Source organism: Pseudomonas cichorii, from assembly GCF_018343775.1.
GTDB lineage: Bacteria > Pseudomonadota > Gammaproteobacteria > Pseudomonadales > Pseudomonadaceae > Aquipseudomonas > Aquipseudomonas cichorii.
In genome coordinates this window covers 5,439,569-5,466,166 of sequence record NZ_CP074349.1, presented here as the reverse complement: position 1 = coordinate 5,466,166, position 26,598 = coordinate 5,439,569, and the positions used below count along the sequence as shown (strand labels likewise).

Here is a 26,598-nt window from a genome sequence, read left to right as displayed (position 1 = left end):
CTAACGGATATTCGCTCCCACAGAACCCCTGTCAGGCTGCGAGCAACCAGACACCCGTTGCCGCCGAAGCTGCACCGGCAATCCGCACCAGCGGCGCAGCGGCCTGAGGCAGTACGCGCACGACTGCGTAGCCAGCGGCGTGCAAGGCTGCCGTTGCCGCGACGAAACCGGCCGCGTAAGCCCATGGGCTGGACATGTCCGGCAGCTCAAGGCCGTGGGCCACGCCATGGAACATCGCAAACACTGCCGTGGCCACTACGGCCAGTGCCAGCGGAGGACGCACAGCCAGCGCAACGGCCAGGCCCAGCGCCAGTACCGAGGCCGAGATACCGCTTTCCAGCGCAGGCAGTTCCAGACCGGCGAAGCCCAGCAGGCCACCGATCAGCATGGTGCCCACGAAGGTGCAAGGCAGTGCCCAGCGGGCGGCGCCTTGCTGTTGCGCGGCCCACAAGCCGACCGCAAGCATGGCCAGCAGGTGATCCAGACCACCGACCGGGTGGCCTAGGCCTGCAATCAGGCCGTTATCGCCATGGCCCGGATGCGCCATGGCCAATGCGGGGGTGAGCAGCAGGGCGAGGGCGCCGAGGGCTTTTTTGTAGTTCATGAGCAGGTTTCCTTGGAGGTTTGAATTCAGGCGTTGATCGTCAGCAGGCCCTGGCGCTCGATAATGGCAATGATCTCTTCCAGACCCTGGCCGGTTTTCTGATTGCTGAACACGAACGGCTTTTCGCCACGCATCTTCCTGGTATCGCGATCCATCATTTCCAGAGACGCGCCCACCAGTGGCGCCAGGTCGATCTTGTTGATCACCAGCAGGTCGGACTTGCAGATGCCGGGGCCGCCCTTGCGCGGCAGCTTGTCGCCTGCCGAAACGTCGATCACATAAATCGTCAGGTCCGACAGCTCCGGGCTGAAGGTCGCAGAAAGATTGTCGCCACCGGACTCGACGAGGATCAGGTCCAGCCCTTCGAAGCGGCGGTTGAGCTGGTCAACGGCTTCCAGGTTGATGGAGGCGTCTTCGCGAATCGCCGTGTGCGGGCAGCCGCCGGTTTCCACGCCAATGATGCGTTCTGGTGCCAGTGCTTCGTTGCGCACCAGAAAGTCGGCGTCTTCACGGGTATAAATATCGTTGGTCACGACCGCCAGGTTGTAGCGCTCACGCAAGGCAAGGCACAGAGCCAGAGTCAGTGCGGTCTTGCCGGAACCGACCGGGCCACCGATACCGACGCGCAGAGGTTGGCTGTTCATTGAGTTCTCCATGGATGCTAGGACCGGAACAACCGGCTGTATTGACGTTCATGGGCCATGCTCGCCAGTGACAGACCGAAAGCGGCGCTGCCGATCTGTTGGCTGTCTTGAGCTGTGGCGTTCTGTTGGGCCTGCTGCAACAAGGGCAGCAGTTCACTGGTGAGGCGTTGTGCAGCCTGCTGACCCAGCGGCAGGGTTTTCATCAGCACCGCCAGCTGGTTTTCCAGCCAGCTCCACAGCCAGGCCGCCAGCGCGTCCTGCGGGCTGATTTGCCAGGCCCGTGCGGCCAGCGCCCAGCCCAGGGCCAGATGCGGCTCGCTTGTCTGTTCCAGAAAGCGGCGGGCAGTGTGATCCAGCTCCGGCAGGCCATTGAGCAACTGTTGCAGGGAATAACCCATCTGCCGGCTTTCCAGATGCAGCTCACGGGTTTCCCGACTGGCACGGTGTTGTTCGCTCAGTTGCAGCAACTGCCCCCAGTCTTCCTCGGCGGCGGCTGTGCAATGGGCGAGCATCATGGGCGCCTCGAAACGGGCGAGGTTGAGCAGCAATTGATCGCCGATCCAGCGCGCAGCGGTTTGCGGATCGACCACGATGGATTGCTCAACGGCCATTTCCAGGCCCTGTGAATAGCTGTAGCCGCCAATCGGAAGCTGGGGGCTGGCCAGACGCAGAAGCGCCCAGGCACGGTTCACTTGCGCACGCCGAACTGGTGCAGACGCGGCGCGTAATTGAAGTCTTCCTCACCGGCCCGTGAATGGTGATGACCGCCCCCATAGGCTCCGTGTTCCGGCTGGAAGGGCGCTTCGATGGTTTCGGTGGTGGCTCCCAACTGGTCGAGCATGGCCTTGAGCACGTAGTCGTCCAGCAGGCGCAGCCAGCCGTCGCCCACTTGCAGTGCAACGTGGCGGTTGCCCAGGTGATAGGCAGCACGGGTCAGCTCAAACGTGCTGCTGCAGGTCACGTGCATCAGTTGTTCGGGACGGGCGCAGACCCGAACGATGCGACCATCTTCGGCTTGCAGGAATTCGCCGTCATGAAGAGGTGGCTGGCCGCGTTGCAGGAACAGTCCTACGTCTTCGTTCTCGGCACTGAAGCAGCGCAGGCGACTTTTGCTGCGGGCCTCGAAATTCAAATGCAGCTCGGCGGCCCACTCGTTTTGGGGGTCGATTCTTTTATGAATCACCAGCATCAGAATGTTTCCAGCTAATTGCGATGCTTCAAATCAGAGCAAGGGGCTTGCCAACAGTGCAGGAATCATAAAAAGGCAGGCGTGACGGGAGGCCTGAACAGAAAAGCGTCAATTGATTGCTCTGTTTTGGTGCGAGTGTTTATTTATGTTTCAAGCTGGTGCGATTTTTCTGACATGGATATCAGTCATTACTTCCAAGACCTTTCCAGTGCTTGGCGCCCATGAAGATAAAACGCAGTTGCTGGGTGATCTTGGCCTGGGGAGTGAGATGGGCCGCGAGGGTGGCAGCAGGCGGGTCGATCAGCTCGGGCAGCATGGCGAAGACGCTCTTGACCACCAGGTCGGCAATCACCGACAGCGCCTTGATATCGAGGTGTTTCCATTTGGGCATTTTCGCCAGGTCGGTGGTCAGGTCGGCGCTGATCCCTTCACGCAAGGCTCCAAGCGCCTGACGCACCTTGAGAGAGCCGCCATATTGCTCACGGGCCAGAAACAGGAACTGCGAACGGTTCGCTGCCACCTGATCGAGAAAGATCTGCACCGATGCATGAATCAGCCCGCCCATGACCAGCTCGTTATGGCGCACAAGGCGAATGGTTTCACGAAAGGTCTGGCCCACTTCACTGACCAGTGCCAGCCCCAACTGGTCCATGTCTTCAAAATGACGATAGAAGCCGGTCGGTACAATCCCTGCCGTGCGTGCGACTTCCCGCAGGCTCAGGCTGGCGAACCCGCGCCCGCTTTCCATCAGCTGATGCGCAGCGTCCAGCAAGGCTCTTCGGGTCTGTTGTTTCTGTTCGGCGCGGGGCAGCATGAGGTAAAGAGTTCTACGATTGGACTATGTTGCACTCTAGCAAATGAGCTTTGCATGCGTCGAAAGGCTTTTTATGGGATGGCCTGACGCGGCTACCTTTTCCATTGGATGGAACCTGTTGTGCTATTTACCTATCACAGCAAACCCTCGGCGCTTTTGTCAGTCGAAGGAACATGTCGTATTCAACGCTCCATGGCCGGGGCGTTGGTTTTTGGAGTGACGTGCGATGACGCGCAGCCGCAAGATTTTCGCCTGGACAGGCGCCACGTTGTTACTGGTGCTTGCCGTATTGGTCATTGTGATCGCCACCTTCGACTGGAACCGCATCAAACCCACCCTCAACGAAAAAGTCAGCGAAGCGCTGCATCGTCCGTTCGCCATTAACGGCGATCTTGCTGTGCACTGGCAGCGCGAGCCTGAATCCGGTGGCTGGCGCGCCTGGGTGCCATGGCCGCATTTCGTGGCTCAGGATCTGAGCCTGGGTAACCCCGAGTGGTCGAAAACTCCGCAAATGGTCACGCTCAAGCAAGTCGAGTTTCGTCTTGCCCTGTTGCCTTTGCTGGTGCAGGAAGTCGTGATTCCGCGTATCGACCTCACCGGCCCGGAAGCCAGGCTTGAGCGTCTGGCCGATGGTCGCGCCAACTGGGTCTTCGACCTGCCCAAGTCCGACCCCGAGGCCGAGCCTTCGCGATGGGTGGTGGATATCGGTGCGATCAAGTTCGATAAAGGGCTGGTCAGCTTCAATGACCAGACCTTGAAGACGCAACTGGATGTGGTGATCGACATGCTGGGCAAGCCGATCCCCTTCGGTGACATCGTCGGCAGCAAAGAGGTGAAGAAGGCCCAGGAGAAGGGCACTGTCCCGCAGGACTACGCCTTTGGTCTGTCGGTCAAAGGGCAGTATCACGAGCAGAAGGTCAACGGGACGGGCAAGGTCGGCGGTTTGCTGGCCTTGAAAGACGCCACGCAACCCTTCCCGGTGCAGGCCGATCTGAAAATCGGCGATACGCAGATTGCAATTGCCGGCACCCTGACCGATCCGCAGAACCTGGGTGCACTGGATCTGCGTCTGAAACTGTCCGGCACCAGTCTGAGCCATCTTTATCCACTGACCGGCGTTGCCTTGCCTGACTCGCCGGCCTACTCCACCGATGGCCGCCTGATTGCCAGGTTGCATGATGCCGCCGGGGCGAATTTCCGCTACGAAGGCTTCAACGGCAAGATCGGCAACAGCGACATTCATGGCGACCTGAGTTTCGTGGCCAGTCAGCCACGTCCCAAGCTGAGCGGGGTATTGGTTTCCAACCAGCTACTGTTCAGCGACCTTGCGCCCCTGATTGGTGCCGACTCCAATGCCGCGCAGAAAAAGCGCGGTGGCGAGAGCAAGCAGCCCAAGGGCAAGGTCCTGCCTGTGGAAGAGTTTCAGACGGACCGCTGGCGGGCGATGGATGCCGATGTGGAGTTCACCGGTAAACGGATCGTCCAGAGCCCGGACTTGCCCTTTACCGATCTGTATACGCACCTGTTGCTCAATGACGGTCAGTTGAGCCTTCAACCGCTGCGCTTTGGCGTGGCGGGCGGAAAGCTGGATGCCGAAATCCGCCTGGATGGCCGGACCCAGCCATTGCAAGGACGGGCCAGGCTGTCGGCGCGTAACTTCAAGCTCAAGCAGCTGTTTCCGACTTTCGAGCCCATGAAGACCAGCTTCGGTGAACTCAATGGCGATGCAGATATCAGCGGTCGCGGTAACTCGATTGCGGCTTTGCTGGGCACCGCCAATGGTGACCTGAAGATGCTGGTCAACGACGGCGCCATCAGCCGGGGCCTGATGGAGATTGCGGGGCTCAACGTGGGTAACTACGTGGTCGGCAGGTTGTTTGGCGACAAGGACGTGAAGATCAACTGCGCGGCGTCGGATTTCGGCATCAAGGACGGTCTGGCCACCAGTCGCCTGTTCGTGTTCGATACCGAGAACGCAATCATCTACATTGACGGCACAGCGAACTTCAAGACCGAACAACTGGACCTCAAGATCAACCCAGAGTCCAAGGGTTTCAGGGTGTTCTCGCTGCGCTCGCCACTCTACGTGAACGGCCCGTTCGCCAGCCCCAATGCGGGCGTGCAATCAGGCCCATTGCTGTTGCGCGGAGCGGGCATGGTGTTGTTGGGCGCTACGGTCGGCCCGGCGGCGGGGCTGCTGGCACTGGTCGCCACTGGCGACAGCACACCGAATCAGTGCGGGCCATTGCTGGAGCAGATGAGAGCGGGCAAGGCGCCCAAGACCGTGAAGTGAAACTGATACTGTCCTGACCTGTCGCGAGCAAGCGCCCTCCCACAAACCGTGGAAGGGCGCTTGCTCGCGACGGCGTTTTGAAGATTTACAGGTCGTTCAGGATATCGGCCATGTCATCCGCATGCTCTTCTTCCTGGGCCAGGATGTCTTCAAAGATGCGGCGGGTGGTCGGGTCGGATTCGCCGATGTACTGAATGATTTCACGGTAGCTGTCGACGGCGATGCGTTCGGCAACCAGGTCTTCGTACACCATTTCCTTGAGCGTATTACCGGCAACGTACTGTGCATGCGAGTGCTTGGTCAGCAGGTCGGGGTTGAACTCCGGTTCGCCGCCCAGTTGCACGATGCGCTCGGCCAGCTTGTCGGCGTGCTCCGCTTCCTGCTGTGCATGCTCCAGAAACTCCGCAGCAGCCACGCTTGCCTTCAGGCCGTTGGCCATGAAGTAGTGACGTTTGTAGCGCAATACGCAGACCAGCTCGGTCGCCAGAGACTCATTGAGCAGACGCAGGATGGTTTCCCGGTCCGCGCTATACCCTTCGGTGACGGCACCGTTCTCAACGTTGTGACGGGCACGTTCACGCAGGCTGCTGACATCGGATAGCTGGGGTGCAGAAATCATGATTTATCTCCATGGCTCATCAGGTTTTCGTCCCGCTCTTGGTGAAGGGCTCGGCGGGATCGTCACTAGGTGTGAGTGATGAACAACGAGAAAGTTTTATCGAATTTTGGATAACCCGACCTTTGCAGTCGATGTAAAAAATATAAGAAACGACTGCAGAACACAGTGGTCCTTAACTTGAGGCATTCATTTATGGAGAGACAAAATGCTCAAGTTTTTGGGTGGCACCGTCGGCATCATTTTCCTGATTGGTTTGATCGTGGTCATTGCTCTGTTCAAGCTGGTTTTCTAACGCTCGATCAAAAAGCCCGGTGCTCCAGGCACCGGGCTTTTTGATGAGCGAAGGCATTAGGCCTTGATGCGCAAATACCTGCGCACCCCATCCTTGATAAAACACCCCTGAAACCCTCGACAACCCTTATGAACAGGGCTTCTCGACCGTCTGCGCACGATGTTGCGCAGGTGCGCACAGGCTTGCGCACTTTTTCGGGGTTTTGGTATGAAAAACAACCTGTTTTTATGAGATTTAAATTCAAGCTGTTGATTTATATGTAGAAAAATTAACAGGCATGACTCTTGATACTGACCGTTCCCACGTCCGGGCGATGCCGCTCGGCAACCCTCAGGGAACAAGGGATGTTCATGCTCGTTTATCAGGTCAACCGCCTCATCACGCTTCACCTCCAAGTACCCGCTGAAGACGCACCCAACGGCGCGTCCCATGACTAAAAAGTACGGCACCCTGCAAGAGCGGCGTGCAGCACGCTTCGACAAGTCTCCGTCTTCTGCCACCTGTGCCTGTCTGTACAAGACGGCGGACATCGCCATTGTCCCGGTGCGCTATGCCCTGGACCGTTCGCGCTACGATGTCGAACCCACACAACTCAAGCCCTTGCCCGCCCGGGGCCAGTGGAGCCCACTGCCACGCCTCAAGACCCGCAGCTACACCCTGCGCCAGCTCTACGACGGGTATGTCTATGTGGTCGACGAAACGGCGGGGACTTTTCATGAGTACAGCATTTCGGCGTCCGATGCCTGCCTGACGCGCATCGTCTGGACGCAGGCCCATCTGGGGCAGGACGTTCGCCGCGGCGATGGAGAGGGCCACCCTTACCTGCTTTACCCCCGCAAGAACCGTCTGCACCTGGCTTTTTCCCCGGTGCAATGGACCTGGCGCATCTGTGAACACATGCGCTCACACGCCGACAGCCGTGCCCTGTGGATGAAGCCTCTGGACCTGTCCAACTTCTGCGCCACCCGGAACGAGCCGGGCGCGCTGCCGCTGATGGCGCTTGCCACGGCCGTCGCCGACATCGACAAGAATTACGTGTTTGAAGACAAGCGCTTCGCTGACTCGTCCATTCCGACTGCCGGGCCCGAATCGCAGCCCGATCAAGCGGAGCAATCAGTCTTTAACCCGCTCGGGGCCGATGTGTACTGGCTGGGCAACGTCCCGGACAGATGCAACTCGCTGCTGGTTGCACTGGACGACCCGCTGGGTGTGTTCAATGACCTGGGCATGCAACTGGCGGGTGATCAGGCCGCGTTTCAAACCTGGCAGCACGAACACGAACACACGTTGCAGATTGCCCAGACCGTCACTGCACTTTGCGGGGCCAATGGCGATGTGCAAAAACTGCCCGCTTCGGTACGTGGCGACAGCGCCAGGACCCAGCACTACCTGAACGAGATGGAGGAGTATTTCGATCAGATGGACCTGGAGGAGATGCTGACCATGCACGGCAACTCGCCGGGCGGCTCTCTGGGCACGATGGACATGTACAAGAGCGCGGACATGCGCGATGCGCTGCGTTCACGTTATGGGCGCTACCCGTCCGAGGACGACCGGCAGGCCTGGAAGGATCGCGAGAAATGGCGTCGCGAAGTCGACCTCAAGGGCGCGCGTGCCCATCTGCACCATCATTTGCCCCTCAGCGAAGCCCTGCTGCAACAGGTCCGCGACACCCAGGCCGATTTCCAGACATGGGCCGAGTACCTGGGCAACGACCCGCTCAAGCTGTTCATCGACACCGCCAACCCGAAAACCCTGCTGTACCTGCAAACCGTCATGACCGATTTACTGATGGTCTATGGCCAGGACCAACAGGCCAGTGCCTGGCTGGCGGATCAGGAAGCCAGGGGCGGGAGCCTGTTCGGGACCCTGCGCTATGGCTTTTCTCCCGGCCTCAAGGACGCCCTGGATCAGGAAGCCAACGCCCTGCTTGGCGGCATTGGCGACTTTACCAACCTCGCCACCCGCGCGGGCGAACTCAACGCCGTGCTCAACCATCAGGGTTTCGCCGACGCGGCCTGGATGAAAACGCTGAAACAGCCGGTACAGAACACCTTCAAGGCCCTGCGCGAACTGGCGAGTGGAGCAGGCAAAACGATTGCCGAAAACATGCTGCTGGCCTGGGTGCCGGTGGACAGCCGTCTGGCGCTAGGCAAAAGCCAGAACCTCGTCGCCTTGATCCGCAACTTCATGATCGGCCAGATTCTGGCCAATACGCCGGAAATGATCCGCATCAACGAACAACTCGCCTCCCAGCTGAAACAGTGGAAGCGCGAGCAACGTCACCTGATCAAACAGATCGACGATACCCGCTTTAACTGGCTCTATCCCCTCGATCCTCGGGAACGCCGACACCTGGCGCGCCAGCTGCAATCACAACTGGATGCCCTGCGCCTGCACGAACTGAAAATCCCGGGGTTGCTGGACTTCCAGAACAACCAGTACGCCCAGTTGCTGCAAGAGGAAATACGCGCCTTCTTCAAGTCCGGCCTGGACGTCGCCAAGGACTGGCACACCCGCGCCAAGGCCTGGAGCGAACGCTTGGGTGGCCTGGGTGCCGGGATCACCTGGGGCGTTATCCTGCTCAACTTCATCAACACCGCATTCCTCTATGAAGACCTGACCCGCGATGGCGACTTCAGCGGCAAGGATATCGTCAAGGTCGGTTACAGCCTGGGGTACAGCTTCAATCTGTTGATGGCCGTGTTTGTTGAAGCGCCGTGGGCGGTGATTCGGGAGGCGAAGCCGGTGCTGATTGACGGCAAGAGCATAGGCATTCTGGATCGCTCTTCCGCCTACTGGAAAACTCAGGGAAACAACGCTTGGGGAGATGCGATTCGCGGGTTCAGGGTCACGATGGTGGCGTTGGGGGCATTTGCGGTGGTGGCGACAGTGTTGGAGTTTGTGGATCTGTTCGACGATCACGACAGCGCTAAAACACCCGAAGAAAAGACAGCAATAGTGATTAAAGCACTTGCTGTGATCGGTATGGGGGTTGGTGGCGTTTTACACTTGTTAGTGGGTTTGAATGTATCCAAAAGCTTGGCGTTTTTTGTAATGAACCCATGGTTTGTGGTGGGGCTTTTTGTCGTGGGTGCAATTTATTTACTCGCGTGCCTGGCCTTGAACTATTTCAAGAAAGACGGCATTGGTTGGTGGTTGAAAAAGTGCTGCTGGTCACGCTCCATAGAATTCCGTCACGCAGATAATCCAGAAGGGCGTATCGAGGAAAAACGCTCTCTATTGGAGATCCAGCTAAGCCCTCAAGTGTTTGTCAAAAGCACGGTTATTTATGAACAGCGTTATCTGGGCAAAGGCGACTACATGGAAGTGGCCGTGCCCAATGGCGCATGGATCCAGATTCAACTCCCCAATGCCGTACGCGGAAAGTGCATTCAACTCAACGTTATCAGTAGCAAACGCCCTCTGGGTATTCTGCCTGTCGCCAAGATCGAATCCTCTATAAAGACCCTCTTTGAAGAGCGCGGACAGTACACGCATATTAGAAAATTCACAAAAGTCAGCAACGAGCCTCCACCCTTAGGCCCACCAGAACTGCATTTTCCGATCATGCCCGAGAACGAGGATGTTGTCTGGCAGGTCTGGGTACCGCTTGACAAGAGTGCTGACTATATCGAACTGCAGATAAGGTACCCCAGTGATGTGATCAGTCCTGGAAAAGAGGAGCGAGGTTACCTTTATCAGATAGAGCTCGACAAGAAGGGGAATGGCACAGCAGATGGATTAACCACACCCCGTCTTTTGGTGAGTGCTGAGCACCGCGCCCAATCCCTGACACTTGCAACCCCGGAATAAGTAGGCGATATGCACAACGAGAAAAAAGCTTCGCTCAGTGACGAGTCTCTGAATGATACCGAACAACAAAATGCTGCTTATCATTTTGATGGGTTGGAAGGCTGCGAAAAAATATTTGACTGGTCCATAAAGACTATGAATGGCACTCCAAAAGATATAATGAAAGGCCAGGTGCTTATTTTTCTGGTAAGTACGGTATGGATTTTATTTGTTACGTGGCTGGCATGGGGGAGAGTCGAAGTTGATGTGTCGGTGATTGTAATTGGTTATGCGGTTTTATATGGTTATGTGTTTTTTCTGATCCGTGTTTTCAGGCAAAAAACCATATTCAACTACAGTGTCACCTCACAAAAAGCACTGCTTGAATATTACGACTACTACCCAAGCTTCGCAGGCCCGCTCTTCAAAGGCATCGCCATTTTCACCATTCTGCTATTTCTCGGCGTGGCCCTCGTCACCGGCTCCCTGCTATTTCTGATCGGCCCAGCCGCCATTTCAATCGGGGCCGCACGCTCTTTGCTGAATTGGGAGAATAAAATCAATAACGAACAGAGCTTGCCCTGGAACGAGTACAACTTTGTCACGGTGGATCGCAAACGCTCCATGATCATCACGCACCGAACAGACATCACGGTGGGGTTTGAATTTCGCTTTCCCGACAAAGAGTTATTCGAGCAATTCCTGCAATTTCTGCACTCTGTTCTGCCACCCTCAGCCGAGTTCATGGAGAAAGACTGGGAGTGGTGAAAAGCCGGTGCTTGATGCAACGAGCTACTTGTAGGAGGCAGCTTGCTGGCGAAAAAGGCCTGAAAATCGGCAGATATTCTGCGCCTGTATGCTGAAGTCGCTAGGCTGCCTCCCACAAAGTGAACTATGACCTTAACTGATCGGCACTAGCCTTACAGGGCGCGTTCGTTAGCTTCGCGCTGTTCGCAGGTCATGAAGCCTTTGTGGTTCACACGGCCATCGCCGTTGAAGCTCACGTGATAGACCTGCTTGTGGCCTTCCTTGAACAACACGTAGTTATTGCAGGTTCCCGGGTTCACCTTGCGCTCGAAGGTGGACGATGGCTCGCCGCCAATTGTCAGGACTTGTTGTCGGGTCATGCCGTTTTCGACCTGCTTGACCAGCGGTTCGTCGCGATAGGTCACGAAGTCCACCGGATTCTGCACGGTAGTGGTGCCACAACCCGCCAATGTCCCCAATACACAGGTAGCCGCCAGGATTTTCTTGTACATCGTTGTCTCTCCGCATGATAGAGCCGTTCTTGGCCCGATGGAGGTTGGAGCCGGGAAGGTGCGCGAGAGTTCGATAATTGATGGCTATAGGGCAGTACGTGTGTTTGTCATATATATCTGTCTTGCTCCCAAACACCGCTAAGGTTCTAGCTATTGGCTAACGTGGGAGAGGCATATATGGCGCAAGAACAAGCTACACGATATCCGTTGCTGCTCGTGCCCGGGTTGTTGGGGTTTGTGCGTTTACTGGTCTATCCCTACTGGTTCGGCATCATCAAGGCGCTGGAACGTGGTGGCGCGACGGTGATTCCAGTGATGGTTTCCGGGGTCAACTCCACCGAGATACGGGGAGAGCAGTTGCTCAAGGTCGTCGAGAAGACCCTCCGCGAAACCGGTGTGTCCAAGGTCAACCTGATCGGCCATAGCCAGGGCGCGCTGACTGTTCGTTATGTCGCCGCCAAGCGTCCGGACCTGGTGGCTTCGGTGACCTCCGTGGCCGGTCCCAATCATGGTTCCGAACTGGCGGATTATCTGGAGCGTACTTTCCCGGTAGGCAGTGCGGGTGGGCGTGTGGTGAATGCGGTGATCGGTTTGCTGTCCTGGACAATCACGGTGTTTGAAACCGGGTATCGCGGGCCGAAGCTGCCGATGAATATCTCGGCTTCCCACCAGTCCCTGACCACGACCGGGGTGGCACTGTTCAACCGGCAGTACCCTCAGGGGCTGCCGCATACCTGGGGCGGGCAGGGTGAGGAACTGGTCAATGGGGTGCGTTACTACTCCTGGTCCGGGATCCTGCAGCCGGGCGTTACCAATCGTGGGCGCAACATGATCGACGGGACCAACGTCACCTGCCGGATCTTCGCTCGCACCTTCGTCAAGGAAAAGGGCCAGTGCGACGGTATGGTCGGGCGTTTCAGCTCACACCTGGGCACCGTGATCGGTGATGACTTTCCCCTCGACCACTTCGATATCGTCAACCAGACTTTCGGCCTTGTGGGCAAGGGTGCGAACCCTGTAAAGCTCTTCCTTGACCACGCCGCACGCCTGAAAGCCGCCGGCCTTTAGGTCGTCTGCCGCAGCGGGGTCTTCCAGCGTTCTGCCAGGATGACTCCGCACAGGGTCAAGGCTCCGCCGGCCAGGTGATAGAGCGCCAGTCGTTCGCCCAGAAAGGCGGCCGCGATCAGCGCGGTAGCAATGGGCATGAGGTTGAAGAACAGCGTCGTGCGGCTGGGCCCCAGCCGCATGATGGACGTCATCCACAACCAGGGCGCGAGCATCGAGGTCGGAATGGCCGCATACAGAACCATGGGAATATTGCTCATGTTCAGGCCTGTTCTGGGCGAGAGAATGAACAGCGGAAACAGCACAATGATTGCCACCAGAATCTGCAGGTATAGCAACTGCAAGGGCGGCAGGCACAGTTGCCATTTTTTCAGCAGGGTGCTGTAGACGGCGTAGGCAGCCGCCGCGACCAGAACCATCGCATCCCCGCGATTGATGCCCTGTTCCACGAGTGCGCTCAGGTTGCCAGCCGAGACCACCACGACTACGCCTGCAAAAGACAGTACGGCCCCGAGCAGGGCGCCGAAAGTCAGGCGATTGCCCAGGCAGGCGATGGAAAGCCCCAGCGCCATCATCGGCACCAGGGATTGAATGATCCCCATGTTGGTGGCCGTGGTCATGCCGGCGGCGAAATACGCCAGGCTCTGGTACACCGCCATGCCCAGCACGCCCAGAATGATGATTTTGCCTAGCACCGGTTTGATGAGCGCCCGGTTCTTCCACACGGGCCTCAGCATGAAGGGCGTAAACAGCAGGCCCGCCAGCAACCAGCGATAGAAACCGATTTCGGAAGGGAAGATCACCAGCGATGAAGCCTTGGTAATCACGGTGTTGGCTGCCCAGATCAGGATGGTCAGCAGAGGAAAGGCGTATTGCATGGGATAACCGATAAAAAACCTGAGGGGATTATCCACCCGATGGGGCCTCTTGGCTCGACATACATCGCAACATCTTTGACTACACTCTTTTGAGGCTGCGCTGATCGGCACGGTCGTTATGGAGAGTTGACCTGATGAAGACGCTCGGTATTTCTTTGTTGCTCGTTGGTCTGATGGTATCCGCCCAAGGTTTTGCCGCCACGGAGCAGCAGAACAAAATGACTTCCTGCAATGCTGACGCCAGTGCCAAATCGCTCAAGGGCGATGAGCGCAAGGCATTCATGAGTACCTGCCTGAAAGCTGCACCGGCTCCGGCGCAAACCCAGCAGGAAAAAATGAAGACCTGCAACGCGACAGCCACCACCCAGGCCCTCAAGGGCGATGCCCGCAAGAGCTTCATGAGCGATTGTCTCAAGAAGAAATAATTTTCCGGCGAGGGACGCATCCGTCCGAATGCCGGTTCAGGTGCGGGAAACAAAGCCCTCTGGCCTGATTCCCGCCGCAGCGCTTCAGCCAAGGGGCGCGCTATTGCTGTTCAGGCCTTCGGATCACTGGTCCTCGGCTCTGAACGCTGGCAGACTGCCGTCTTCTTTGTGCCGCCCGTTGAGACTTTATGCCAACGTTTTCTGCGCGTCAGGTGTTGTTAGCCAGCTGGATTCTGGTCTTTGGCGGTTTGCTGCTGATCCTGCCTTTCAAGCTTCTGCCAAGTCTGCTGGCCGGTCTGCTGGTCTACGAACTGGTCAACATGCTGACCCCCAGGCTGCAACGCCTTATTTCCGGCGAGCGTGCCCGCTGGCTGGCCGTGGCCTTGCTGGGGACCATCATTGTCAGTCTGCTGACGCTGATTTTCGCCGGCGCCATCAGTTTTGTGCTGCATGAAGCCGAGAACCCCGGCGCGTCACTGGACAAGTTCATGGTTCTGGTGGACCGCGCCCGTGGGCAGTTACCGCCTTTCATTGATGCCTACCTGCCGGCCAGTGCAGCCGAGTTTCAGGTGTCTCTGGGTCAATGGCTGCAAAAGCATATTGGTGAGTTGCAGATGATCGGCAAGGGCGCGGCCCACATGTTCGTGACCATGCTGATCGGCATGGTGCTGGGTGCGATCATCGCCTTGCAGCGAATCTCGGACGTTCACACCCGCAAGCCGCTGGCCGCTGCGCTGTTTGACCGACTTAGCCTGCTGAGCCGTGCGTTTCGCAACATCGTCTTTGCCCAGATCAAGATCTCGCTGCTCAACACCGCCTTTACCTCAGTGTTCCTGGCGATTGTCCTGCCGTTGTGGGGCATTCACCTGCCGCTGACCAAGACCCTGATCATCATGACCTTCCTGCTCGGCCTGCTGCCGGTGGTGGGTAACTTGATGTCCAACACCCTGATCTTCATCGTCGGCATGTCGGTGTCGATCTGGGTGGCCTTCGCGGCGCTGACCTACCTGATCGTGATCCACAAGGTGGAATACTTCCTCAATGCGCGGATCGTCGGCGGGCAGATCAATGCCAAGTCCTGGGAATTGCTGCTGGCCATGCTCCTGTTTGAAGCAGCCTTCGGCCTGCCGGGTGTGGTGGCAGGGCCGATTTATTATGCGTATCTCAAGAGCGAGCTACAGAAGGAAGGGTTGGTGTAGGAGCGGAAGTTTCAAGCTGCAAGTAAAAGCCAAGCGCACCGCCCGCTTTTTCTTGCCGCTTGAAGCTTAAAACTTGCAGCTCCCTTACCCATACCTCTTCTTGGCCTCAATCGCCAACCCACTCCCAATACTCCCAAAGATATTGCCTTCCACATGGCGGGCATTCGGGAGCATGGCTGACACGCTGTTGCGCAGGGCCGGAATGCCGCTTGAACCCCCGGTGAAGAACACCGTGTTCACTTGCTCGACACCCACGCCAGCATCGCTCAACAGGTTGCGCACGCTGTCACGCACACGTTCAAGCTGCGCGTCGATGGCTGATTCAAACATCGCACGACTCAAGTCCACGCTCAGGCCGCTTTCGATGCGGTCCATGGGAACATGGCGGGTTTCGGCGTGGGTCAGCTGGATCTTGGTTTCTTCGACTTCCATTGCCAGCCAGTGCCCGGCGCGCTGTTCGATCAGTTTGAACAGGCGGTCGATACCGCCGGTATCTTCGATGTCGTAGCGCATGCTGCCCAGCGCCAACTGGGATTTCTGCGAGTACACGGCGTTGATGGTGTGCCAGGTCGCCAGGTTCATGTGATGGCTGGTAGGCATGTAGGCACCGCTTTTCATGCGGCTGCCATAACCGAACAGCGGCATCACGCCTTGCAGGCTCAATTGCTTGTCGAAGTCGGTACCGCCGATATGCACGCCGCCCGTGGCCAGGATGTCTTCGTGGCGATCGTTGTGGGTGCGGCGTTCCGGTGACAGGCGCACCAGAGAGAAGTCTGAGGTACCACCGCCGATATCGACGATCAGTACCAGTTCTTCGCTGTTGATGCCGGATTCATAGTCGAAGGCGGCAGCAATCGGCTCGTACTGGAAGGACACGTCCTTGAAGCCGATCTTGCGGGCGACTTCGGCCAGGGTGTCTTCGGCTTCCTGATCGGCTTGGGCGTCGTCATCGACGAAATGCACCGGACGACCCAGCACAACCTGCTCGAACTCCCTACCAGCGGTGCGTTCTGCACGCTTTTTCAGCTCGCCGATGAACAGCCCCAGCAAATCCTTGAATGGCATGGCCGTGCCCAGCACGCTGGTGTCATGCTTGATCAGCTTGGAACCCAGCAGGCTCTTGAGCGAGCGCATCAGGCGGCCTTCGTAGCCTTCCAGATACTCGTGCAGCGCCAGACGGCCATACACCGGGCGACGTTCTTCCATATTGAAGAACACCACCGAAGGCAGGGTGATCTTGTCGTCCTCCAGCGCAATCAACGCTTCCACGCCAGGTCTTTGCCAGCCGACAGTGGAATTGGACGTGCCGAAATCGATGCCGCAGGCACGGGCCGGGGATTGGTCATTCATGTCTTTTACGTTCCAGTCAAAAAACGGCCGCGCAGTGTATGCGAGTACATCGTGAATGCGTAGTGTTCTTGGGCGAATGGAGTTGCGGCATTTTCCGTGACATGATCCGCCGCCGCTCTGCGCGCCCATGCTCTCGTTTTCAATAAGGAAGTTGAATGTCCGTGCTCAAGGGATCCCTGCCGTTCTATATCGTTGTCGGCCTGGTACAAGCCGTCATCATGGTAGTTGCCTGGAAACACGATAAGACGGCTGTCTTTGTGGCGGCCCTGGTTTTCGGGGTCAATCTGCAATTGCTGGGTAGCAACTTCAGGCAGCGTGGTGCATGGGTCCTGGCCGGCCTGTTGGCGCTGTTACTGGCCATGGTGACTGAATGGGCCTTGCAAAGGGCGCTGAGGTCCTGGGATGAGAACTGGATATTCTGCTCAGTCATCGTGGGTTACATCTGCTCTGCTTTCATCCAGAGCTGGCCATCGGGCAACCGGTTGCATCTGCTTTATCGGTCATTGTTCCAGCATGCCTGGAACGATGGTCTTATCGTATTGCTTGCCCTGCTGCTGGCAGGGCTGTTCTGGTCGTTGTTGCAGTTATGCGCCAGCCTGTTTCACATGATTGGCATCGAAGTGTTCAAAGAGGTCATCAAAACCCGGAATTTCAACATTGTCAGCCTGTGTATGGTGTTTTCACTGGGCATACGCATAGGCCGCCAGAACGACAAAGTCATCGGCATGCTGCGTGGCATTCTGTTGAGTCTGTGCCGTTTTCTGGCACCGCTGACAGCGTTTATCGTGGTCTTGTTCACTCTGACCTTGCCGTTCACCGGCCTGGAGTCGATTTGGAATACTGGTCGTGCCACCACGATATTGCTCTGTCTGGTGGCTGCGAATGTATTTCTGGTCAACGGCGTGTTTCAGGATGGTAGTCAGTCACACGATTACCCACAGGGGCTCAAGTGGCTGATCAATGCCAGCCTGCTGCTATTGCCGGTGCTGGCAGCTTTGGCGTGTTATTCGATTTGGTTGCGTATCGAGCAATACGGACTTTCTCCATCGCGGGTCATCGGCCTGCTGCTTGTGGTGATTGCTGCTCTATACAGTCTGGCAGCGTTTATAGCGGTGTTGAGGTCAGGGGATGTCTGGCTCGGCAATCTGCGGTTCACCAATCCCTGGTTGGCTCTGCTGGCTTGCGTGATGACGGTCACGATTCATACCCCTTGGTGGAACCCGGAAGAGTTGAGCGCTCGCAATCAGATACAGCGCCTTATGGACGGGACGACACCGCCTGCCTTGTTTGATGCCGATCATCTGCTCAACTGGCTGGGTAAACCGGGGCTCAGGGCATTCGACCGCTTGAAGGCTGATCTTGATCATCTCCCGCAGAATATGGATGCCAATGCCCGTGAAGTGCTCAAGTTAAGGGTATATGACGCATGGGCCCGTTCTCAGGGACGCTACAGAGCCTTTTCCGTACCTGAGCAAAATCTGGTATGGATCGGGGAGCGTGTTGATGGTTACGAACAGTTCACCGACTCCAGATTGGGGAGCCGCAACTGCAACCGGGTGCAATGCACTATGTGGGTTGTCGATCTGGACAGTGACGGGCAGAACGAGGTGGTGCAACTGGTTTCCACTGATGTGTGGATGTCTTTCTTCAAGCGGGATACAGACGGACAGTGGAAAGAGGTCGGAAGAATGCATGGCCCGTTTCACAAAGGTAAAGACCTGGCCGATCTGATTCGTGCGGGCAAAGCCAGGCTTGTTGAGCCACGTTATCGAACTTTGGACATAGACGGATTGTTATATACCCCCGTAGAAAATCGATAGTAAGGGGAAAGCCGATCAGTCAAAGTCATACACCACTTTGTGAAAGGCAGTTTGCTGGCGACCTCAGCGTACAGACGCAGAATATCTTCCGGTTTCAGGTCTTTTCGCCAGCAAGCTGCCTCCCACAGGTGTTGTTTGTGCCTTGACTGATCGGTATTAGTCAGTAAAGGCATCAATAGACTGTTGCGTTGTCATCTATTGCGACCGTTTGCGGATACACTCTGCGGCTTGAGTTTTCCAGACGCCACCCCAAGACAGGACAGTCAGAGACGTCGGGTGCGTCTGGATATATTGGGATGGGTGATCGTTAGATGGATTTCAAAGATTATTACAAGATTCTCGGCGTCGAGCCGACGGTCGATGACAAGGCGCTCAAGGCGGCCTATCGCAAGCTGGCGCGCAAGTATCATCCGGATGTCAGCAGAGAGGCTGGCGCGGAAGACAAGTTCAAGGAGGCTTCGGAGGCTTATGAAGTCCTGAGCAGCCCGGAAAAGCGCGCCGAATATGACGAGTTGCGCAAGTACGGACGTCAGGGCCGGCCTTTCCAGCCGCCTCCCGGCTGGCAGAGCCGTGCAGGCGCGGGCGGCGGTGGTTTTGGTGGCGATACCACGGACTTCTCCGAGTTCTTCAGTTCGATCTTCGGCGGTCGTGCCCAGCAGCAGGGTGGCCGTTCGCGTAACCAGGGGCGCAAGGGGCAGGACGTGGAGATGGAGCTTGCGATCTTCCTGGAAGAAACCCTGTCGGGCGAATCCAAGCAGGTCAGCTTCAAGGTTCCTCAGCACAGCCCCAACGGGCAGCGCATGGCGGATATCACCAAGACCCTGAACGTGAAGATTCCTGCCGGAGTCGTGGATGGCGAGCGTATCCGCCTCAAGGGCCAGGGCGCGCCGGGTGTTGCAGGTGGCGAGAACGGTGATCTTTACCTGATCATCCGTCTGGCACCGCATCCGATGTTCGAGGTGGAGAACCATGACCTGATCATTACCGTGCCGCTGGCTCCATGGGAAGCGGCGCTGGGTGCCAAGGTCGCGGTGCCGACCCTGACCGGCAAGATCAACCTGACCATCCGGCCGGAAAGTCAGAACGGTCAGCGCCTGCGCATCAAGGGCAATGGCCTGCTGGACAAGAAAGGCGAGCGTGGCGATCTGTACGCTCAGCTCAAGATTGTCATGCCCCGCACGGTCGACGAGGCCACCAAGGCGCTCTGGCAGAAACTGGCCGACAAGGCTGCCTTCGATCCGCGGAGTCAGTGGGGTAATTGAGTCGTCTGTCAGGTGGTCGATGAACGGCCACCTGAATGTTCAGACGCCGCGTGGCAAGACCACGGTAAAGGTGGTTCCCTCACCGATGTTCGAGGTCACGGTGATGCTGCCCGCATGAGCGTTCACCACTTCCTTGACGATGAACAGTCCCAGACCGAGGCTGGTCGAGGGCTGCCGGGTGTCCGAGTCATGATTCACGCTGCGCACCATCGGATCGAAAATCGTGCCGATGGCCTCTTCGGCAATGGGCTCGCCGTCGTTGTGGACGATCAGTTCCACGCTGTTTTCCCAGCCAGTGACCTTGACGGTGACTTCGTGGTTTGCGGTTCCGTGCTGCAGTGCATTGCCGATCAGGTTCTGCAGCAGTTGACCGATTCTTGAGCTGTCCCATTCGCCTCGGGTATTACCCTCGATTTTCAGATGCGGTGTGCTGGTCGGCTGCCCGGCACAGGCTTCTTCGATGGCTTCACGGCAGGCGGCTGCCAGATCCATGGGTTTGCGCTCGACCGGCAGACTGGCACCCAGGCGGCTGCGTACGAACTCCAGCAAATCTCCGACCATGACGCCCATGTGGCGTGTACTGCTCTTGATCTGGGAAATATAGGCGAGCGTCTTTTCATCCTGCTGTTCTTTGCGCATCAGCATTTCCGTGGACATGCTGACGGCCTGCAACGGTGCCCGCAGGTCATGACCGAGAATGGCCAGAAACATGTCCCGGGAACGGGTGACCTGTTCGACGTAGGCTGCCGTGGATTCAGCCAGGGCTTCGTCGATGACTTCGTTGAAACGGATCATGTCCTCGAACGCGGTCGGCTCCGGTGCGCTCAGGCTTTCGCTCCACAGCCGGATGACACTGGCGCGCAAGTGGCGAAACTCGGAGGTCATCTGCACCAGGTCGAAGCCTACGGTGTGCCGCAGTTCACCATGGCTGGCGGCTGCTTCATCGAGGTTCAGCGCGGACTTGGGAGCCTTGATGGCTTGGGCGCGCTTGCTCAGGACCGCTTCCATGTCTCTGGCGGCCGCCAGCAGAATCGACTTGGCATGGTCGCGCAGTTCGACACGATTCATGGTGTCGGCCGCCGGTTTCAGCGTCTTGGCGAAGTCTTCCCATTCATCGACGATGCTATCTACATGAGCGACGATGAATTCAGATAGTCGCATTGTCGGTTACCTTGCTTCAGGGGTAATGAGGGGGTGCCGGGCATATTACCGTTTTTACCTTGTCCGACAAACAGCCGTCTGACGCCTTTGAAGAGGCGGATACTGTCATTTCTGACAGGTAGACGAGGTGTGAGGGCAGTTATAGGTTACTCGCTAGCGATGAAGACGTTTTGTGAATGAGGTATCGCGTACATCCCGCTCCTGTAGATCAAATAGGAGAAATTGAATCATGAGCGTTATGAATGTTGATGATGACAGCTTTCAGGATCAGATATTTACCACGGACAGGCTCGTATTGGCCGAATTCAGTGCGTCGGGCAGTAGTGACAGCGCCCTGACCAGCCGGATCATCGATGACCTCGCGACAGCGTTCGATGATCAGGTATTGATCCTTCGGGTGGATACAGGCAGTAATGAAGCGACTGTCGAGAACTTCGCCGTAGACAGCGTGCCCACGGTCATTTTTTTCAGGAACGGTGCTGAGGTGTCGAGAATGAGCGGCGTTCACGAGCAGGACGATTACGAACAGGAAATCGAGAGGCTCCTGGAAGACTGAAAACCAAAAGGGCCTTCCTGAAGGAAGGCCCTTGCAGGATCAGAACAGGAAGTATCGCTGCGCCATGGGCAGTACATCCGCCGGTTCACACCATAGCAACACACCATCGGCCTTGACCTGATAGGTCTGCGGATCGACATCGATGTCGGGCAGGTAGTCGTTGTGAATCAGGTCTTTCTTCTGCACGCTGCGGCAGCCCTTGACCACACCGATCTGTTTCTTCAAGCCCAGGGTTTCCGGCACGCCTGCGTCGAACGCTGCCTGGCTGATGAAGGTCAGGCTGGTGGCATGCAATGAGCTGCCATAGCTGGCGAACATCGGGCGGTAATGCACCGGTTGTGGCGTCGGGATCGAGGCGTTGGCGTCTCCCATCAGGCTGGCCGCAATGGCACCGCCCTTGAGAATCAGGGTGGGTTTCACGCCGAAGAACGCTGGACGCCACAACACCAGATCCGCCCACTTGCCCACTTCGATGGAGCCCACTTCATGGCTGATGCCGTGGGTGATCGCCGGGTTGATGGTGTATTTGGCGATGTAGCGTTTGGCGCGGAAGTTGTCGTTGCCTGGACCGTCCCCAGGCAGCGGGCCGCGCTGCTTCTTCATTTTGTCGGCGGTCTGCCAGGTACGCATGATCACTTCGCCGACACGGCCCATGGCCTGGCTGTCGGAGCTGAGCATCGAGAACGCGCCCAGGTCGTGCAGGATGTCTTCGGCGGCAATGGTTTCCCGGCGGATGCGGCTTTCAGCGAAGGCCACGTCTTCGGCGATGCTGGGGTCCAGGTGATGGCAGACCATCAACATATCCAGGTGCTCGTCGATGGTGTTACGGGTGAATGGCCGGGTCGGGTTGGTGGAGCTGGGCAGGACATTGGGCGAGCCGCAGGCCTTGATGATGTCCGGCGCATGGCCGCCACCGGCACCTTCGGTGTGATAGGTGTGGATGGTGCGGTTCTTGAACGCTGCCAGTGTGGTTTCGACAAAGCCCGATTCGTTGAGCGTGTCGGTGTGGATCGCGACCTGTACATCGTATTCGTCTGCCACGCTCAGGCAGTTGTCGATGGCCGCAGGCGTGGTGCCCCAGTCTTCGTGCAGCTTCAGGCCAATGGCCCCGGCCTTGACTTGTTCGATCAACGGGCCGGGAACGCTGACGTTACCCTTGCCGGTCAGGCCGATGTTCATCGGGAACGAGTCGGCGGCTTTCAGCATGAGTGCCATGTGCCACGGACCTGGGGTGACGGTGGTGGCATTGGTGCCGGTGGCCGGGCCTGTACCGCCGCCAATCATGGTGGTCACGCCACTCATCAGCGCTTCTTCGATCTGCTGCGGGCAGATGAAGTGAATGTGCGTATCGACGCCGCCAGCGGTCAGGATCATGCCTTCACCGGCGATTACCTCGGTCGCCGCGCCCACGGCGATGGTCACGTCCGGCTGGATATCCGGGTTGCCCGCCTTGCCGATGGCCGCGATACGCCCGTCCTTGATCCCGACGTCCGCCTTGACGATCCCCCAGTGATCGATGATCAGGGCATTGGTGATCAGCGTGTCCACGACCTCGGCGGCCAGCAACTGGCCCTGGCCCATACCGTCACGGATGACCTTGCCACCGCCGAATTTCACTTCCTCGCCGTAGGTGGTGAAGTCCTTTTCGACCTCGATCCACAGCTCGGTATCGGCCAGGCGCACCTTGTCGCCAACGGTGGGGCCGAACATGTCGGCGTAGGCTTGTCGGCTTATTTTCATTTATCGGGTCTCGAATTTTGAGCTGCAAGCTTCAAGCTGCGAGCTTCAAGTAAAAGCGGATTACAAGCGCGGCGGCTGCTGTTTCTTGCAGCTTGTAGCCTGGCGCTTGCAACTGGACCTGGTGCGGACACGTTCTACAGGTCTCCCATAACCCGTCCTGCAAAACCGAAAACCCGCCTCAATCCGGCCAGGTCCACCAGTTCCACTTCTCGCGACTGGCCCGGCTCGAAACGCACGGCGGTGCCGGCCGGGATGTTCAGGCGCATGCCGCGGCTGGCGGCGCGGTCGAAAGTCAGGGCGTCGTTGGTTTCAAAAAAGTGAAAGTGCGAACCGACCTGAATCGGACGGTCGCCGCTATTGGCGACGATCAGGCTGATGGTGCGGCGTCCGGCATTGAGTTCGATATCGCCGGGCTGAATCTGGTATTGGCCAGGGATCATGTCTGTTGCCCCAAGGTTTTGAAATAAATGGCGGTTGGCATGTAGCGGCCATCCGGTGTGGCGCAGTAATCCGGCAGCTCACCGACACGGGTATAGGCGAGGGCGCGGTAGAAGGCTTCCGCAGGCGAGCCTGCCTCCGTGTCCAGATGCAGCAGGCCGCGTTTGTGCTGGACGGCGGCATGCTCGACGGCCTCCATCAACTGTGTGCCCAGGCCGCGACCTCTGGCTTGTTGCAGTACCATGAGTTTTTGCACTTCAGCGCGATTGAGTCCGTTGGGCTTCTGGCACAGCGACAATTGCGCGCTGGCCAGTACCTGTTCGTCCTGAACCACCACCCACAGCAGCAGGCTGCCACTGGAAATATCGCTCTTCAGGCTGTCGCACCAGGCCAGGGCCTGTTCCGTATTCAGGTCAGCCATGAATCCTACCGACGCTCCGTTGTGCACGGCATCGAGCAGCAGCTCGGCCAGCCCGTGGCGGTAATGCGCAAAACTGTCAGCGTTTACACGACGCAACTGTGCAGGATTCATGAGCAATGCCCTAGTGAGGTTGTGGGGCCTGAGAAGCCGGTGCTGGTGCGCCGGGTGAGAGATCCAGTTGCATGAACGTCAGATCCAGCCAGCGTCCGAACTTGGTGCCGACCTGTGGCATCTGCCCGGTGGTCTTGAAGCCCAGGCGTTCATGCAGGGCGATGGAGGCCGCGTTGCCGCTCTCGATGGCCGCCACCATGATGTGTTTGTCGCAAAGGCGGGCGCGTTCTATCAGCGCGGTCATGAGTTTTGGCCCCAGTCCCTTGCCGCGCTGATCGGCGCGAACGTAGACCGAATGCTCGACCGTATGCCGAAAACCCTCGAAAGGGCGCCAGTCGCCAAATGACGAGTAGCCCAGCACTTCACCCGAATCGTCGACGGCGATCAGGATCGGGTAGGCCTGAACCTTGCGCGCCTCGAACCAGGCCTGACGATTGACCAGGTCCACGGGCTGTTCGTTCCAGATCGCCGTGGTGTTGAGCACCGCGTCGTTGTAGATGGCGAGGATGCCTGGCAGATCGGCGGGCAGTGCATCGCGAATCAGGTCGTTCATAAGTCTCCTGGTTCAGGCAATCGGTTGATGCACGGTCACCAGCTTGGTGCCGTCCGGGAAGGTGGCTTCCACCTGGATCTCGGGGATCATTTCCGGGATGCCTTCCATGACTTGATCGCGACTCAGCAGCGTGGTGCCGTAATGCATCAGATCGGCCACGGTCTGCCCGTCGCGGGCACCTTCCAGCAGTGCCGCCGAGATATAGGCCATGGCTTCCGGGTAGTTGAGTTTCACCCCGCGAGCCAGACGGCGCTCGGCAACCAGGCCTGCGGTGAAAATCAGCAGTTTGTCTTTTTCGCGTGGACTCAGATCCATGGTGTATTCCGTTTCTTGAAGTTCTGGTGTGTGCGAGTCGGGCGGCGCTCCGCTCATTCGCGAAAAAATCACCGCAATCAGGTATTCCAGATTCTGGGCGTTACCGCCTCGCGGCCCAGCAATGCCGGGCGCAGCAGTTTCCATAGTTCGATCAGCCAGGCCCGTGCATGCAGGGCTTCATCCGCCAGACAGCGGGCAACTACCAGACCCGGCAATTGGGTCAGGTCACCGCTGACCGGATTAGGCAGCGAGAGCGAGCGGCAGGCTTCGAGCAGTTCGCTGTTTATTTCTCCGGTAATCAGCAGGGTCGCGAACACCGTCTTGCCGTCCAGGCCGATGGGCGAATCCAGCAAACCATCGCCACCGACAATGCGCTGTCGTTCATGCCATAGCAACTGGCCGTCGCGGCGGATATCCAGATGCGACTGAAAATAACCCTGCTCGAAACGCTCGCTACTGGCTGGACGCCCCAGAGCCACCACATCCCAGTAACACAGCCGGGCATCGCCTTGCAGGTCGATACGGGTAGTCAGTTCGGCCCGGGCCTGGCTGAACACGATGGTTTCCTGAGGCAGCCATTCCAGCGTTGCGCCGGGTTCGACGCGCAGCTCCAGTTGCTGATAGGCCGGGCTTGCGGCGCGATACCACTTGGCGGCACCGGGACTGGTCAGTTGCGCCCAGGCCTCTTTGCCGACAGTGGCCGAGATATCCAGCCGGTCCCCGCCTGCAATGCCTCCGGGCGGATGGACGATGATGTGCTGGCAGACTTGCGGACCTTCGGCATACAAATGCTTCTGCACCCGTAGCGGCCCTTTATGGCGTCGCTGGACCGGTCGCGTGCAGTCATCGAAACGTCCATAGCCCAGCTCCAGCTCGGCGTGCCAGCTGGGCGTGAACAGGGCGGTGTGGGCAGGCAGATTCATGGTGTCTTCATTGCTTTGTCGAGTCATGCACCTTAACGGATTGGCGTCTCAAATGGTGACAAGACCACGAACGCCCTCGGCTTCCATGTTCTCGCCGCGACCCTGCTGGACGATCTCGCCACGGGACATCACCAGATACTGGTCCGCCAGCTCGGCTGCGAAATCGTAGAACTGCTCCACCAGCAGAATAGCCATGTCACCACGCTCGGCCAGCTTCTTGATGACGGCGCCGATTTCCTTGATGACCGAGGGCTGAATGCCTTCGGTGGGCTCATCGAGAATCAGCAGGCGAGGGCGACTCGCCAGAGCCCGGCCGATTGCCAGCTGTTGCTGCTGACCACCAGACAGGTCGCCGCCACGGCGATGCTTCATTTGCAGCAGCACCGGGAACAGCTCGTAGATGAAGGCCGGAACCTCTTTGGCTTCGGAGCCCGGGAAACGCGACAGGCCCATCAGCAGGTTTTCCTCCACCGTCAGCCGCCCGAAAATCTCCCGACCCTGAGGCACATAGGCAATCCCTGCATGCACCCGCTGGTGCGGTTTGAAGCCAGTGATGGGCTTGCCTTCCCACTCTACCGAACCCTCTTTGGACGGCAACAGCCCCATCAATACCTTGAGCAACGTAGTCTTGCCGACGCCGTTACGACCCAGCAGACAAGTGACTTCGCCGACTTTCACGTCAAACGACAGACCGCGAAGAATGTGACTGCCGCCGTAGTATTGATGGAGTTTGCTAACGTTCAGCATGTTTGTTCCTCAGAGCTGCAAGCGGCAAGCTAAAAGCCGCAAGAAAAATCAAAAGCAGAAAACGCAGTCTTCAAGCGGAAAGCTACAAGCCCCAAGAAAAATCAAAAGCCAGGCCGCTTTTTCTT

27 protein-coding genes are annotated in these 26,598 nt (G+C 58.0%); 10 read left to right on the top strand and 17 right to left on the bottom strand.

What is annotated here, in order from left to right; translation table 11 throughout:
* Positions 1-31: 31 nt before the first annotated feature.
* The 5 genes from KGD89_RS23600 to KGD89_RS23580 form a co-directional block, all read right to left on the bottom strand.
* Positions 32-604, bottom strand: a complete 573-nt coding sequence (locus KGD89_RS23600) for a HupE/UreJ family protein (protein WP_025262192.1) — start codon at positions 602-604, stop codon at positions 32-34.
* Positions 605-630: 26 nt separating this feature from the next.
* Positions 631-1,248: an urease accessory protein UreG gene (ureG, locus tag KGD89_RS23595; protein WP_025262191.1), complete on the bottom strand. Its 618-nt coding sequence runs from the start codon at positions 1,246-1,248 to the stop codon at positions 631-633.
* Positions 1,249-1,265: 17 nt separating this feature from the next.
* Complete coding sequence (locus KGD89_RS23590) at positions 1,266-1,940, bottom strand: urease accessory protein UreF (protein ID WP_025262190.1); 675 nt, start codon at positions 1,938-1,940, stop codon at positions 1,266-1,268.
* Entirely contained in the window at positions 1,937-2,437 is a 501-nt protein-coding gene (gene ureE / locus KGD89_RS23585) for an urease accessory protein UreE (protein ID WP_025262189.1), read from the bottom strand. Before ureE ends, KGD89_RS23590 begins: the two co-directional genes overlap by 4 nt.
* A gap of 181 nt (positions 2,438-2,618) precedes the next feature.
* A complete protein-coding gene (locus KGD89_RS23580) occupies positions 2,619-3,251 on the bottom strand; it encodes a TetR family transcriptional regulator (protein ID WP_025262188.1) in 633 nt (210 codons plus the stop codon).
* Between the two features lie 226 nt (positions 3,252-3,477).
* Here KGD89_RS23580 and KGD89_RS23575 point away from each other — a divergent pair, with 226 nt between their 5' ends.
* Positions 3,478-5,544: an AsmA family protein gene (locus KGD89_RS23575; RefSeq protein WP_025262187.1), complete on the top strand. Its 2,067-nt coding sequence runs from the start codon at positions 3,478-3,480 to the stop codon at positions 5,542-5,544.
* Between the two features lie 85 nt (positions 5,545-5,629).
* Here the strand turns inward: KGD89_RS23575 and KGD89_RS23570 are convergent, their stop codons facing one another.
* Positions 5,630-6,163, bottom strand: coding sequence for a ferritin-like domain-containing protein (locus KGD89_RS23570; RefSeq protein WP_025262186.1), 534 nt, complete (start codon positions 6,161-6,163; stop codon positions 5,630-5,632).
* A gap of 205 nt (positions 6,164-6,368) precedes the next feature.
* Between KGD89_RS23570 and KGD89_RS26580 the strand changes: the two genes are divergently transcribed.
* The 3 genes from KGD89_RS26580 to KGD89_RS23555 all read left to right on the top strand — a co-directional run bounded on the left by KGD89_RS26580 (position 6,369) and on the right by KGD89_RS23555 (position 11,018).
* Entirely contained in the window at positions 6,369-6,455 is an 87-nt protein-coding gene (locus tag KGD89_RS26580; protein ID WP_442963079.1) for a small membrane protein YohP, read from the top strand.
* A gap of 429 nt (positions 6,456-6,884) precedes the next feature.
* Positions 6,885-10,271, top strand: coding sequence for a T6SS effector BTH_I2691 family protein (locus KGD89_RS23560; protein WP_025262185.1), 3,387 nt, complete (start codon positions 6,885-6,887; stop codon positions 10,269-10,271).
* Between the two features lie 9 nt (positions 10,272-10,280).
* On the top strand, positions 10,281-11,018 hold the full coding sequence (locus tag KGD89_RS23555; RefSeq protein ID WP_025262184.1) for a hypothetical protein: 738 nt from the start codon (positions 10,281-10,283) through the stop codon (positions 11,016-11,018).
* Positions 11,019-11,170: 152 nt separating this feature from the next.
* Here the strand turns inward: KGD89_RS23555 and osmE are convergent, their stop codons facing one another.
* Positions 11,171-11,509 carry an osmotically-inducible lipoprotein OsmE gene (gene osmE, locus KGD89_RS23550; RefSeq protein ID WP_025262183.1) on the bottom strand — a complete coding sequence of 113 codons (339 nt, stop codon included), beginning with the start codon at positions 11,507-11,509 and terminating at the stop codon, positions 11,171-11,173.
* Between the two features lie 177 nt (positions 11,510-11,686).
* Here osmE and KGD89_RS23545 point away from each other — a divergent pair, with 177 nt between their 5' ends.
* A complete protein-coding gene (locus KGD89_RS23545) occupies positions 11,687-12,577 on the top strand; it encodes an esterase/lipase family protein (RefSeq protein ID WP_025262182.1) in 891 nt (296 codons plus the stop codon).
* On the opposite strand, the gene KGD89_RS23540 is transcribed toward KGD89_RS23545, so the two are convergent.
* Positions 12,574-13,452, bottom strand: coding sequence for a DMT family transporter (locus tag KGD89_RS23540; protein WP_025262181.1), 879 nt, complete (start codon positions 13,450-13,452; stop codon positions 12,574-12,576). The two genes, KGD89_RS23545 and KGD89_RS23540, sit on opposite strands and share 4 nt — an antisense overlap.
* A 134-nt stretch (positions 13,453-13,586) precedes the next feature.
* Here KGD89_RS23540 and KGD89_RS23535 point away from each other — a divergent pair, with 134 nt between their 5' ends.
* Together KGD89_RS23535 and KGD89_RS23530 are read left to right on the top strand one after the other, a co-directional pair.
* On the top strand, positions 13,587-13,877 hold the full coding sequence (locus KGD89_RS23535) for a PsiF family protein (protein WP_025262180.1): 291 nt from the start codon (positions 13,587-13,589) through the stop codon (positions 13,875-13,877).
* Positions 13,878-14,065: 188 nt separating this feature from the next.
* On the top strand, positions 14,066-15,076 hold the full coding sequence (locus tag KGD89_RS23530) for an AI-2E family transporter (protein ID WP_025262179.1): 1,011 nt from the start codon (positions 14,066-14,068) through the stop codon (positions 15,074-15,076).
* Positions 15,077-15,160: 84 nt separating this feature from the next.
* Here KGD89_RS23530 and KGD89_RS23525 read toward each other — a convergent pair whose 3' ends face one another.
* On the bottom strand, positions 15,161-16,426 hold the full coding sequence (locus tag KGD89_RS23525) for an Hsp70 family protein (RefSeq protein ID WP_025262178.1): 1,266 nt from the start codon (positions 16,424-16,426) through the stop codon (positions 15,161-15,163).
* A 155-nt stretch (positions 16,427-16,581) separates the two neighbouring features.
* Here KGD89_RS23525 and KGD89_RS23520 point away from each other — a divergent pair, with 155 nt between their 5' ends.
* The gene (locus tag KGD89_RS23520; RefSeq protein ID WP_025262177.1) at positions 16,582-18,246 is read left to right on the top strand and encodes a DUF4153 domain-containing protein; all 1,665 of its coding nucleotides are present in this window, start codon (positions 16,582-16,584) and stop codon (positions 18,244-18,246) included.
* Positions 18,247-18,557: 311 nt separating this feature from the next.
* Entirely contained in the window at positions 18,558-19,508 is a 951-nt protein-coding gene (cbpA, locus tag KGD89_RS23515) for a curved DNA-binding protein (protein WP_025262176.1), read from the top strand.
* A gap of 39 nt (positions 19,509-19,547) precedes the next feature.
* Here the strand turns inward: cbpA and KGD89_RS23510 are convergent, their stop codons facing one another.
* On the bottom strand, positions 19,548-20,669 hold the full coding sequence (locus KGD89_RS23510; protein WP_025262175.1) for a sensor histidine kinase: 1,122 nt from the start codon (positions 20,667-20,669) through the stop codon (positions 19,548-19,550).
* 229 nt (positions 20,670-20,898) lie between these two features.
* On the opposite strand from KGD89_RS23510, the gene KGD89_RS23505 reads away from it, so the two are divergent.
* Entirely contained in the window at positions 20,899-21,225 is a 327-nt protein-coding gene (locus KGD89_RS23505) for a thioredoxin family protein (RefSeq protein WP_074569166.1), read from the top strand.
* Positions 21,226-21,264: 39 nt separating this feature from the next.
* On the opposite strand, the gene ureC is transcribed toward KGD89_RS23505, so the two are convergent.
* The 7 genes from ureC to urtE form a co-directional block, all read right to left on the bottom strand.
* Positions 21,265-22,965, bottom strand: coding sequence for an urease subunit alpha (gene ureC, locus KGD89_RS23500; RefSeq protein WP_025262173.1), 1,701 nt, complete (start codon positions 22,963-22,965; stop codon positions 21,265-21,267).
* Between the two features lie 134 nt (positions 22,966-23,099).
* Entirely contained in the window at positions 23,100-23,405 is a 306-nt protein-coding gene (locus KGD89_RS23495) for an urease subunit beta (RefSeq protein WP_025262172.1), read from the bottom strand.
* A complete protein-coding gene (locus tag KGD89_RS23490) occupies positions 23,402-23,935 on the bottom strand; it encodes a GNAT family N-acetyltransferase (protein ID WP_025262171.1) in 534 nt (177 codons plus the stop codon). Before KGD89_RS23490 ends, KGD89_RS23495 begins: the two co-directional genes overlap by 4 nt.
* A gap of 10 nt (positions 23,936-23,945) precedes the next feature.
* Entirely contained in the window at positions 23,946-24,488 is a 543-nt protein-coding gene (locus KGD89_RS23485; RefSeq protein ID WP_025262170.1) for a GNAT family N-acetyltransferase, read from the bottom strand.
* Between the two features lie 12 nt (positions 24,489-24,500).
* A complete protein-coding gene (gene ureA / locus KGD89_RS23480; RefSeq protein ID WP_025262169.1) occupies positions 24,501-24,803 on the bottom strand; it encodes an urease subunit gamma in 303 nt (100 codons plus the stop codon).
* Positions 24,804-24,880: 77 nt separating this feature from the next.
* A complete protein-coding gene (locus tag KGD89_RS23475; protein ID WP_025262168.1) occupies positions 24,881-25,726 on the bottom strand; it encodes an urease accessory protein UreD in 846 nt (281 codons plus the stop codon).
* 48 nt (positions 25,727-25,774) lie between these two features.
* Entirely contained in the window at positions 25,775-26,473 is a 699-nt protein-coding gene (urtE, locus tag KGD89_RS23470) for an urea ABC transporter ATP-binding subunit UrtE (protein ID WP_025262167.1), read from the bottom strand.
* Between the last annotated feature and the right edge of the window lie 125 nt (positions 26,474-26,598).